The sequence below is a fragment of the Paenarthrobacter sp. CM16 genome (assembly GCF_013179505.1).
In the GTDB taxonomy this organism is placed as follows: domain Bacteria; phylum Actinomycetota; class Actinomycetes; order Actinomycetales; family Micrococcaceae; genus Arthrobacter.
In genome coordinates this window covers 1-11082 of sequence record NZ_JABMCX010000162.1, presented here as the reverse complement: position 1 = coordinate 11082, position 11082 = coordinate 1, and the positions used below count along the sequence as shown (strand labels likewise).

Genomic DNA, 11082 nt, shown 5'->3' with positions numbered 1-11082 from the left:
AGGTGCGTACCTCGTCAAAAACGCCACCAAGCTTCAAGATAGGCACAGCCAACAACAACACAAGGAGCGCGAAGACTCCTGCTGCGATGAGGCCGGCGATGTCGCCACCAGACATAGAACTCTTCTCCTAGGGTTGTTGCACTGCCCTGCACCAGCCGCATCACGGCGTTGGACAAGGCCTCCCCAGTACCTTACCCACTTTGGACCGCTACCTGACATACAAAGAAGCCCGCGGCAGGTGCCACGGGCTTCTTTGTATGCGCTGTACGAATTTAGCGAGCGTAGAATTCGACGACGAGCTGCTCTTCGCAGATCACGGGGACCTCGGAGCGCTTGGGACGACGAACCAGGCGTGCCTGCAGGGCGTCGATCTTGACGTCCAGGTACGGCGGTACGTTGTTCAGAACGTGTGCGCCTGCAGCTGCCACCTGGAACGGGGGCATGACCTCGGAGCGGCTGTGAACGTGGATGAGCTGGCCTTCGCCAACGCGGAAGGACGGGCGGTCCACGCGGATGCCGTCAACCATGATGTGGCGGTGCACAACCAGCTGGCGGGCCTGTGCGATGGTGCGGGCGAAGCCTGCACGGAGCACGAGGGCGTCCAGACGCATTTCGAGCAGCTCAACCAGGTTTTCACCGGTCAGGCCCTTGGTGCGGCGTGCTTCTTCGAAGGCACGGGTCATCTGGGCTTCGCGGATGCCGTACTGGGCGCGCAGACGCTGCTTTTCGCGCAGACGTACGGCGTAGTCGGAGTCCTGCTTCTTGCGGGCACGGCCATGCTCACCGGGGCCGTACGGGCGGCGCTCCATGTACTTGGCGGCCTTGGGGGTCAGAGCAATGCCGAGTGCACGCGAAAGGCGTGCGGTACGGCGAGCACGAGTGTTGTTAGCCACTTGTGTCCTTCCAATTACTGCGGTGTGTCAGTGTTACTGGCCTCCATCAGGGAGAGCATCGGCCAACCGCTGCCTCTTGCTACTAGCCCGGGCGCACAGCACTCATCAAGGAATCTTCAGAGGGATTGTGCGTCGGGCCATGCCAGACAAGGATCCATACTACCACGCACTAGGGAGTCGACGCCCTGCGGCTCCTCCACCGCAAGGGTTCGCCGCCCTACTCGCCGCGCACGATCTTGCGGAGCCGTTCCAACCTCGCGGCAATATCCCGTTCGGCACCGTTATTGGTGGGCTGATAGTAATCCCTACCCACCAAATCATCCGGCGGATACTGCTGGGTTGCCACGCCGTGTGGTTCGTCGTGCGCGTACTTGTAGCTCTTCCCATGACCCAGTTGCTTAGCGCCCGGATAGTGCGCATCACGCAAGTGCATGGGAATACCGCCGCCGAATCCGGCGCGGACATCAGCCACCGCCTTGTTCAAGCCCATGTAGGCAGCATTGGACTTGGGCGCAGTGGCCAAGTGCACTACAGCTTCTGCCAGAACGATCCTGCCCTCCGGCATACCGATCAATTGCACTGCCTGCGCCGCGGCCACTGCCGTTTGCAAGGCTGTGGGATCGGCCATTCCGACGTCCTCGGCCGCTGAGATCACGATCCGCCGCGCTACGAACCTCGGGTCCTCCCCCGCTTCGAGCATGCGTGCCAGGTAGTGCAAGGCAGCATCGACGTCCGACCCCCTGATGGACTTGATGAAGGCACTGGCGACGTCATAGTGCTGGTCGCCGGCGCGGTCATAGCGCACCGCGGCTGCGTCCAGGGCACGCTCCGTATGGCGCAATTCCACCAGTACTGGAGCGTCCGGGGCGCCGTCGCCTGGAAGTCCGGGTTCGTCGTCGGCGACGGCGGTGTTGTCGCCGAAAGCGACCCCGGCGGCGGCTTCCAGTGCAGTCAGCGCCCTCCGGGCATCACCCCCGGAGAGGCGAACGAGGTGGTCCAACGCCTCGGGACTGAGTTCCACACGGCCGGCAAGGCCCCGGCCGTCAGCCACTGCCCGCTGCAGCAAACCGGAAATGTCGTCATCGGTGAGCGGTTTCAACGTCAGCAGCAGCGAGCGGGACAGGAGCGGAGACACCACGGAAAAGGAGGGATTTTCCGTGGTGGCGGCCACCAGCACCACCCACCGGTTTTCGACACCAGGCAGCAGTGCGTCCTGCTGGGCCTTGTTGAAGCGATGGATTTCGTCCAGGAAAAGGACGGTGGTTTTCTTGTAGAGATCACGTGCGGTCAAGGCCTCGTCCATGACACGCCGCACGTCCTTGACTCCGGCGGTGATGGCAGAAAGTTCAACGAACTTACGTCCTGGCCCACGGGCGATGACATGCGCGAGCGTAGTCTTGCCGGTTCCGGGCGGGCCCCAAAGGATCACTGAGCTGGGTCCCGCGGGCCCGGCAGCCTCGGCACCTGCTGCCAATTGCCGCAGTGGCGAACCCTGGCCCAGCAGATGCTGCTGTCCCACGACGTCGTCCAGGGTACGGGGGCGCATCCGCACTGCCAGTGGACTGCGCTGCGACGCCATCCAATGCGCATCGGACGGCCCTCCGGGTGAATGCGGCGTGGCGGGCAGATCCTCCGACTCGTCGTCGTTATCAGCACCGGCACCAAAGAGATCTTCCACATGGATAGGCTACTCATAGTTCCAGCAAAGGAGACATCGGCCATGGACCGCCAAGCATCAGCCCCGCGCCGGCAGGCCAAACGGACAGCCTTGGTGTCCGCCGCCAGGCTCCCCGGCTGGGCTGACCGGTTTGCTGCCGGCCACGGCCACGTGGTGGAAGACTTCGACGACGCCGGCTTGCTTCTTCGCGCCGCAGACGGCGTAACTGCGCTGTTGAGGGCTCCTTGGCCCGCGGACGGTCGCCCCGGCAGGGGACAGAACGAGCTTCAACGCCTTGCCTCGTTGGCAGCCCAGGAACGCGGGCTGGGCATGGTGCTGGTCCGCCGTGGCGGATACGCTGTGGCTGCGGCCACCGGCACCACCGTCCTTGCCTCGAAGAGCGGCAACCGTTTTATTGACGCCAGGTCAACGGCGGAGCATGCGGCCAGGATCTTCGCGGCACATGTAGTGGAATACATCGTTCCCGGCGGCGACAGGGCGCTGGTGGATCAGGTCCTCGCACAACCTGCCCTTGAAGGGTTCACGGGCCGAACTCGGTTGCCTTTCCTGGACATCCAGGACATCAAAGCGGCGGCCTTGCAGAAAGCGGCAACAGACGCCTGCTCGGTTCGGATCACCGTGACGGACCCCATGGGCTAACAGCCGCCGGGAGCCCGTTTCAGGGGAGCCTGCCGGTAAAGATAGCTGCCGGAATCAGTGAATCCGGCCTGTGAATACAACGACTGCGCCCCATGGTTCGCGGCAGTGACCAATAGCCAGAACCCCTTCAGGTTCCGCTCGGCGCCGGCACTTAACAAGGCCGCCAGCACCTCGGTCCCATATCCGCGCCTGCGGTGCGGCGCTGACGTCGCCATGCTGTAGATACCGCCCCAACCATCCACCAAGGCGAGGCGTCCGACGGCGGCGGGAACGTCGTCGTCGTTCCTCACCATGGCGTAAAGAGCCGGACAAGCGGTGAGTATCTTGTGGGCGACCGACAGTTCGGCGTCACCGCCGCGGCCATCGACCGACCACCACAAGCGAAGCCATTCGGCGGAGGGAAGATCGAGGATTTCCACTGTTGATGCTCCCAGCGGCACGTCCTCCACGCCGCGGACCATGATCCTGGTCTCGGACTGCCTGGTAAAGCGCTGCCGGTCCAGGACACCATTGAGGGCAGCATTGCGGGGATCGTCAAAGACCTGGAAAATCAAGGGAAGCCGGCGGCGCCTGTACCACTGGGAAGCAGCACGGACCGAGCCCTCGATGCCGGCGGCAGCCTCAAGCCCAACGGCGGCAACGCTACTGCCTTCGCTATCTGCCGGGGCGGCCGGCCACACGGAATTGGCCCGCTGCGTCACCCCGTTTGAAGCGCGGAGCACCCATTTTGCCGTGTTTCCGCACACGAGGTCTTCACGCTCAAGGGCCGGCCAGGCCTTATCCATAAGCATCTCCAGGAATGCCTGCTCCACGATCCAGCACAACCTTTCGTTGACAGAACTCGCTGGCGAAAAAACCAAAGGCCCTCCACCGGAGTGGAGAGCCTTTGGCAACCGTTTATTCGGACGCGGTGTCCGGTTTGGCTGCGGGCTTGGATTCAGGCTTGAAATCGACGCCTGCTTCCTTGCGCTGCTGCGGAGTAATCGGTGCAGGAGCTGCCGTCAGGGGATCGTAACCGTTGCCCGACTTCGGGAAGGCAATGACATCGCGAATCGACTCGACGCCGGCGAGCAAAGCCACCACACGGTCCCAACCCAAGGCCATTCCGCCGTGGGGAGGTGCGCCGTACTTGAAGCCCTCCAGCAGGAAGCCGAATTTGGTTTCGGCGTCTTCCTTGTCCAGGCCCATGAGCTGGAATACGCGTTCCTGCACTTCGCGCTCATGGATACGAATGGAACCGCCACCGATTTCGTTGCCGTTGCACACGATGTCGTAGGCGTAAGACAGAGCCGACTCCGGGTCTTTGTCGAACGTGTCCAGGAACTCAGGCTTGGGCGAGGTGAAGGCGTGGTGCACGGCCGTCCACTGGCCTCCGCCAACAGCTACGTCGCCGGAAGCGACGGCCGCGGCGGCGGGCTCGAACATGGGGGCGTCCACGATCCAGACGAATGCCCAGTCTTTGGGGTCGATCAGGCCGGTGCGGTGACCGATTTCAACGCGGGCAGCCCCGAGCAGGGCGCGGGCTGCGGACTTCTCTCCGGCAGCGAAGAAGATGCAGTCGCCGGGCTTGGCACCCACTGCCTCGGCGAGGCCTTCGCGCTCGGTCTCCGTAAGGTTCTTGGCCACGGGGCCGGCCAGTTCGCCATCTTCCTTGAAGAGGACATATGCCAGGCCCTTGTGGCCGCGCTGCTTGGCAAATTCCTGCCAGCCGTCCAAAGTACGGCGCGGCTGGGAAGCGCCGCCCGGCATTACCACTGCGCCGACATACGGCGCTTTGAAGACACCGAAGTTGGTGTCCTTGAAGAACTCCGTAAGTTCGGTCAGCTCCACGCCGAATCGGAGGTCCGGCTTGTCCGAGCCGTACCTGGCCATGGCGTCGAGGTACGTCATACGGCGGATCGGCGTGGGGATTTCGACGTCGATCAATTGCCAGAGTGCCTTGACGATTGCCTCGCCAAGCTCAATGACGTCGTCCTGGTCCACGAAACTCGCTTCGATGTCCAGCTGGGTAAACTCCGGCTGGCGGTCTGCGCGGAAGTCTTCGTCGCGGTAGCAACGGGCAATCTGGTAGTACTTCTCAAAGCCGCCCACCTGGAGCAGTTGCTTGAAAAGCTGCGGCGACTGCGGCAGGGCGTACCAGGAACCCGGGGCGAGGCGTGCCGGAACAACGAAGTCGCGGGCGCCTTCCGGCGTCGAACGCGTCAACGTGGGCGTTTCGATCTCTACGTAGCCACGCTGGTGCAGCAGCTCACGGGCCACGCGGTTGGCCTCCGAACGAAGGCGCATGTTGCGGGCGGGACCGGGGCGGCGAAGGTCCAGGTAGCGGTGCTTGAGGCGGGCTTCCTCACCAACTTCAACGTGCTCGTCGATCTGGAACGGAAGCGGCTCGGAGGTGTTGAGGATAACCACCTTGTCAGCGATGACCTCGATATCACCGGTGGCCAAAGCCGGATTTTCGTTGCCTTCCGGACGCTTGTTGACTGTGCCCGTCACCTGCAGGACGTACTCGTTCCGCAGGCCATGGAAGACCTCTTCCTCACGGACAACCACCTGGGCGACACCGGACGCGTCACGCAGGTCAACGAATGCAACGCCACCGTGATCACGGCGGCGGCCCACCCAGCCGGCCAGGGTAACGGTTTGTCCAATGTGCTCGGAGCGAAGTGATCCGAGGTCATGTGTGCGCAGCACAGCATTCCTTTCAGCATGAAATTTATAGGGACCGCAGCAATGACGGTCCCGTCCGAGTTTACCCGCCCCGGCCGCGGCTCCCGCCAAACGGCGGAACAAGCTCTGTCTGCGTCAGGCAGTGGTGACGCGCACGGACAAATCCTCTTCGGACGGCATCCATACTGCGGGATCGGCGTCCACCTGCTCACCGGTGCGAATGTCCTTGACCTGGTGTTTGCCGTCGTCGTCGGTAAACCACACGAACGGGATCCCCCGCCGGTCGGCGAACTTGATCTGCTTCCCGAATTTCTCGGCCTTGGCGGCAACTTCGGTGGCAATGCCCCTGGCCCGCAGTTGCGCGGCGATATCCTGCGCCGCAGACCAGCTGTCATCAGTATTCAAGGCAACCAAAACGGCCGTGGGCACGGAACGCGAGGCCATCGCCAATTCCTGGCTGAGGATTCGCGAAACAAGCCGCGTGACGCCGATGGACAGGCCGACGCCGGGGAACTTGCGGTTCCCTTTGCTGGCAAGGGCGTCGTACCTGCCACCCGAGCAAATGGAACCCAGCTGCTCGTGGCCAACCAACACGGTTTCGACCACCGTACCGGTGTAGTAATCCAAGCCACGGGCGATGCTCAAATCGGCAACCACCTTGCCGGGCGCACGTTGCACTGCAGCCTGAATGACCTGCTCCAGCTCGTTCAGGCCTTCCTCAAGGAGGTCATCGGTGACTCCCAATGCCCGTACCTGCTGGACAAACGACGTATCTTCCGTGCGGATGCTTGCCAGTTGGAGGGCCAGCCCCGCTTGCTCATCCGTGGCACCGAGCTCGCTCTTCAACAGTCCGGCCACCTTGGCGGCGCCGATCTTTTCCAACTTATCGATGCTGCGCAGGACTCCTGCTGTGTCCGTCAGGCCGATGCCTCGGTAGAAACCTTCAGCCAGCTTCCGGTTATTGATGCGGAGCCGGAAATCCGGGATGGGCAGAGCACTCAGTGCCTCGGCGATCACCAGGGCAATCTCGACGTCATAACGGAACGGCAGTTCACCATCGCCCACCACATCAATGTCCGCCTGGGTGAATTCGCGGGCCCGGCCCTCCTGCGGCCGCTCTCCACGCCACACCTTCTGAATCTGGTAGCGGCGGAAGGGGAATGCCAGGTATCCGGCGTTCTCCACCACGTAGCGGGCGAACGGAACAGTAAGGTCGAAATGCAGTGCCAGAGCATTGGGGTCCGCTTTATCTGACTTCGCAGCCTCGCCCTCGTCATCCTGCAGCCGGCTCAGCCCGTAGACCTCTTTGTCGATCTCGCCTTTGCGGAGCAGCTGTCCCACTGTTTCAACCGCGCGGGTCTCGATGGAGGAAAATCCGTGCAACTCGAACGTCTTGCGGAGCGTGTCCAGGACATGGAGCTCCACCAACCGCTCCTGGGGAAGCCACTCGGGGAATCCGGACAGGGAGGCGGTACGTGCCATGGTGGAAAAGTCTCCTCGAAGAAAGCTGACGCTGGCACGGGACCCGCAGCTTTAAAACGCCCGTTCGGCGTTTACAGGGCGGGCGTCCAGCCGGTCATGCATAAACTATGTGCGGCAGCCAGTTTATGCTTTCCGCGCGTGCACATCTAATGCAGCAAGCCCGGGTTCCTGTCGGCGGCCTCGGAAAGTGGACACAATCAGGAGGACTCTTGGCAACAAGGTCGCGGGATGACCGCGAAGCGAAACGGCGCATCAGGCAGATGGAAGCCAAGCGTGCCCTGCGGCAGGAACAGGGCAAGCGGCGCAAACGCGACAACACCATCGCCATCGGTGCGGGTACAGCGGCTGTGATCCTCGCCGTCGTGCTTCAACTGACGGTCTTCAGCTCCAACCCCACCGAGGCAGAGTTTGCTGCTGCCGAAGCGGGACTTAGCTCTCCGTCTGCATCCCCGTCTGCGCCGGCATCGAACAGTCCCGACGTTCCCAGTCCGGATACCGCTGCGGGCAAGACCTTCACCGGCGAGTTGGCCCTGAACAGCGGCGTAGTCGGTATTGAGCTCAACGGGACAGCGGCCCCCCAAGCCGCAGCGGTCTTCAAGTCCTTGAGCGATGCCAATTACTACAACGGGAAATTCTGCCACCGCCTGACGACCTCCGAAACATTTGGGGTCCTGCAGTGCGGGGCAGCCTCCGAAGATGGCGCAGACGACGCCAATTACAAATGGGGCCCCCTCGAAAACACTCCGGCAGACAACAAGTACCCGGCCGGAACCATCGCCGTGGCCCGTACCGGCAACGACGCCTACGGCAACGGACGCCAGTTCTTCATTGTCTATAAGGACACCACCATCCCGGCCGACACGGCAGGCGGATACTCCATCGTGGGCAAGGTCACCAGCGGGTTGGATGTTGTCACGAACATCGCAGCCGCAGGCCTGAAAAGCGGCGAAAGCACAAGCGACGGCGCCCCTGTGGCACCTGTCACGATAGACTCGTTTTCTCTGAAGTAACCAGCCCCGGGCCCCGGCCCGGGGTGCATTACCTTAGCAGTCCCTCCAAGCGAAAGACTTTTAGCGGTGACAGACAGTCAGAAATCCGACGAAACAGCAGTAGTGGCCAACGAAGAAGAAGCAGTCGAGGCAAACATCCCCGAAACTGCGGAATCCTCCGTGGAGCAGTCAGCTGCGCAGGAACCAACCCCTGGTGAGGAGGCAGGCTCCGTGGAGCAATCAGCTGCACAGGAGCCAGCGGTCGAGGAGCCAGCGGTCGCCGACGAAGAGGCGCCCGCGGAAGTTGCAGACCCAGCGGAAGTTGCAGTCCCCGCGGCCACGGCAGAGCCCGAAGCCGTAGCAACCGAGCCGGCAGCACCCCGCCCGGCCCCCTCCGCCGCTCCCACACCTGCAGCCTTCGCGGCCCGCCCCAAGGCACCTGCCGCCGTCGTTCCTGCCGCTCCTGCGGTATCCGCCGCGTCGCTTGCCGAGGCAGCCAAATGGGGCCGCGCTGAAGGTGATGGCCACGTGTTCCTGACCCTGGACGGCGAGGAAATCCCGGTCGGCCAGTATCCGGGTGTCAGCTCCGATGAAGCACTTGGCTACTTCGCCCGGAAGTTCGATGACATCATTGCCCAGGTTGTCCTCCTGGAGCACCGTGTGGAATCCAAGGCTCCGGCCACGGATATGCAAAAGACGGTCACCCATCTTCGCGAGCAACTTGCAGAGCGCACCATGGTGGGCGACATTCGATCTGCCGAAGCACGCCTGGACGCCCTTTCCACCCAGATCGTGGAGCTGGAAAAGTCAGAGAAGGCAGCACACGAGGCAGTACGTGCCGGCGAGCTCGCTGCACGTGAAGCAATCGTGGCTGAGGCAGAGTCCATTGCCGGGCAGGATCCCGCGCAGATCCAGTGGAAGACCTCCAGCGCACGCATGAACGAGTTGTTTGAAACCTGGAAAGCGGCGCAGAAGAGCGGCGTACGTTTGGGTCGAAGCAATGAGGACGCGCTGTGGAAGCGGTTCCGTTCGGCGCGCACTGTCTTTGACCGCCACCGCCGCGCCTACTTCTCCCAGCTGGACAGCAACAACTCAGCGGCCAAGTCTGCCAAGGAAGCGTTGATCGCGGAGGCAGAAGCCCTCTCATCATCCACCGACTGGGGATTCGCGGCCGGTGAATACCGCAGGCTGATGGACCAGTGGAAGGCCACTCCGCGCGCAAGCCGCAAGGATGACGACGCTTTGTGGGGCCGCTTCCGCGCCGCACAGGATGTCTTCTTCAGCAACCGTCAGGCAGCCAACGACCAAATCGACCAGGAGTACACCGCCAACCTGGTGGTCAAGGAACAGCTCGTAGCCGAGGCACAGGCACTGCTGCCCATCAAGGATCTCAACGCAACCAAGAAGGCCCTGCAGTCCATCAGGGACCGCTGGGAAGATGCCGGCAAGGTACCGCGCGGGGACATGGGACGCATCGAAGCCGGGCTCCGCAAGGTCGAAGACGCTGTCAAGGAAGCCGAAGAAGAGAAGTGGCGCCGGAGCAACCCTGAAACCAAGGCCCGCACCAACAGTGCGCTCTCCCAACTCGAAGCCGCCATCGCGGGGCTGAAAGACGATTTGGAGAAGGCCGAGAAGGCCGGTGACCAGCGCCGGATCAAGGCTGCCCGCGAGGCACTGGAAGCCCGCCAGGCGTGGTTGGACCAGATTCAGCGCTCGGCAAGCGATCTCGCCTAGCGTTTTTCCGAATATTGCAGTACCGCAGGCTTCGTTCCGGTTATCCACATAACTGGAACGGAGCCTGTACTGCTTGTGCGGGTGCACGGAATGATCAGTGGATGGACCCCGTTGTCGCCGCCCCGCTGTTATCGGAGCCGGTTATCCCAGAGCTGTACTCCCCCAACCGGATCTTTACCTGGAACGAACTCCAGAGCATGGCCTTTGACGGTATCCTGCTACCGCTCTACGGGAAGAGTTATGCCTCGCCGGGCACCGCAGTCACCCATCGTTTACGGGCCCGTGCAGCCGCCCTTTCAGTCCCCGAACGGATCCGGACGAAAGTCGTTGCCGGTCGCCTTACCGCCGCGTGGATCTACGGTTGCGCCAAACCTCCCGAGCATTTGTCGCTCCTGGTGGATGCAAAGCACCGCATTTCCAGTTTGCGCGGAAGCACAGCCTGCAGCCTTCATGAAGTCCGGCTGGGACAGATGGACGTCGTAAGCCTCGGCGGAATGCTGGTCAGCAGTCCGCTCCGCACCGCAGCGGACATCGCTTTACACGTCGAAAGTGACCGCGCTTTGCCTGCTCTGAGGCGCCTTCTTGCAAAGGAGGACCTCGGCATCCGGCTACGACTCCTCACACTGGCTGTGGAGGCAGCACCCCGTGTTCCCCACAAGCGTCGTGCGCTGGCCACCCTCTCCGAACTTTCGTCCGTTTAGCTGCGGCGCCTGTTACCCGTGGTGCGGTAGACATCAAAGACGCCATCGATGCGCCGGACGGCGTTCAGTACGTGGTGCAGGTACTTGGGATCACCCATCTCGAAAGCGAACTTCGAGATCGCCACCCTGTCGCTCGAAGTGTGGACAGAGGCAGCGAGGATGTTCACGTGATTCTCGGACAAAATCCGCGTCACATCTGACAACAGGGACTTGCGGTCCAATGCCTCCACCTGGATTTCCACCAGGAAGACACTCGACTGGGTGGGGGCCCATTCAACTTCCACGATTCTGTCCGGCTG

General features: G+C 62.6%; 10 protein-coding genes and 1 pseudogene. 4 read left to right on the top strand and 7 right to left on the bottom strand.

Annotated elements, in window-relative coordinates:
• From HP499_RS14710 to HP499_RS14700, 3 genes and pseudogenes are all read right to left on the bottom strand, one after another.
• Positions 1 to 115 (bottom strand): annotated as a pseudogene (locus HP499_RS14710) (DUF948 domain-containing protein); the annotation flags it as partial.
• A 157-nt stretch (positions 116 to 272) separates the two neighbouring features.
• Positions 273 to 893, bottom strand: coding sequence for a 30S ribosomal protein S4 (rpsD, locus tag HP499_RS14705; RefSeq protein ID WP_026540819.1), 621 nt, complete (start codon positions 891 to 893; stop codon positions 273 to 275).
• A gap of 217 nt (positions 894 to 1110) precedes the next feature.
• The gene (locus tag HP499_RS14700) at positions 1111 to 2571 is read right to left on the bottom strand and encodes an AAA family ATPase (protein ID WP_172324886.1); all 1461 of its coding nucleotides are present in this window, start codon (positions 2569 to 2571) and stop codon (positions 1111 to 1113) included.
• A gap of 42 nt (positions 2572 to 2613) precedes the next feature.
• Here HP499_RS14700 and HP499_RS14695 point away from each other — a divergent pair, with 42 nt between their 5' ends.
• The gene (locus tag HP499_RS14695) at positions 2614 to 3210 is read left to right on the top strand and encodes a Vms1/Ankzf1 family peptidyl-tRNA hydrolase (protein WP_172324884.1); all 597 of its coding nucleotides are present in this window, start codon (positions 2614 to 2616) and stop codon (positions 3208 to 3210) included.
• Here the strand turns inward: HP499_RS14695 and HP499_RS14690 are convergent.
• From HP499_RS14690 to hisS, 3 genes are all read right to left on the bottom strand, one after another.
• On the bottom strand, positions 3207 to 4025 hold the full coding sequence (locus tag HP499_RS14690) for a GNAT family N-acetyltransferase (RefSeq protein WP_172324887.1): 819 nt from the start codon (positions 4023 to 4025) through the stop codon (positions 3207 to 3209). The two genes, HP499_RS14695 and HP499_RS14690, sit on opposite strands and share 4 nt — an antisense overlap.
• A gap of 82 nt (positions 4026 to 4107) precedes the next feature.
• Positions 4108 to 5901: an aspartate--tRNA ligase gene (gene aspS, locus HP499_RS14685; protein ID WP_172324882.1), complete on the bottom strand. Its 1794-nt coding sequence runs from the start codon at positions 5899 to 5901 to the stop codon at positions 4108 to 4110.
• 111 nt (positions 5902 to 6012) lie between these two features.
• Positions 6013 to 7359 carry a histidine--tRNA ligase gene (hisS, locus tag HP499_RS14680; RefSeq protein ID WP_172324880.1) on the bottom strand — a complete coding sequence of 449 codons (1347 nt, stop codon included), beginning with the start codon at positions 7357 to 7359 and terminating at the stop codon, positions 6013 to 6015.
• A 209-nt stretch (positions 7360 to 7568) separates the two neighbouring features.
• Here hisS and HP499_RS14675 point away from each other — a divergent pair, with 209 nt between their 5' ends.
• The 3 genes from HP499_RS14675 to HP499_RS14665 all read left to right on the top strand — a co-directional run bounded on the left by HP499_RS14675 (position 7569) and on the right by HP499_RS14665 (position 10783).
• The gene (locus HP499_RS14675) at positions 7569 to 8369 is read left to right on the top strand and encodes a peptidylprolyl isomerase (RefSeq protein WP_172324878.1); all 801 of its coding nucleotides are present in this window, start codon (positions 7569 to 7571) and stop codon (positions 8367 to 8369) included.
• 66 nt (positions 8370 to 8435) lie between these two features.
• Positions 8436 to 10082: a DUF349 domain-containing protein gene (locus HP499_RS14670; protein WP_172324877.1), complete on the top strand. Its 1647-nt coding sequence runs from the start codon at positions 8436 to 8438 to the stop codon at positions 10080 to 10082.
• 101 nt (positions 10083 to 10183) lie between these two features.
• Positions 10184 to 10783 (top strand): hypothetical protein, encoded by a 600-nt coding sequence (locus HP499_RS14665; protein ID WP_172324875.1) that lies wholly within the window; start codon positions 10184 to 10186, stop codon positions 10781 to 10783.
• Here the strand turns inward: HP499_RS14665 and HP499_RS14660 are convergent.
• A partial coding sequence (locus HP499_RS14660) for an ACT domain-containing protein (protein ID WP_172324873.1) occupies positions 10780 to 11082 on the bottom strand: 303 nt, incomplete at its 5' end. The genes HP499_RS14665 and HP499_RS14660 overlap by 4 nt on opposite strands.

Coding starts and splice junctions, on each gene's coding strand:
- HP499_RS14695 (WP_172324884.1), top strand. CDS start 2,614: ATGGACCGCCAAGCATCAGCCCCGCGCCGGCAGGCCAAACGGACAGCC.
- hisS (WP_172324880.1), bottom strand. CDS start 7,359: ATGGCACGTACCGCCTCCCTGTCCGGATTCCCCGAGTGGCTTCCCCAG.
- HP499_RS14665 (WP_172324875.1), top strand. CDS start 10,184: ATGGACCCCGTTGTCGCCGCCCCGCTGTTATCGGAGCCGGTTATCCCA.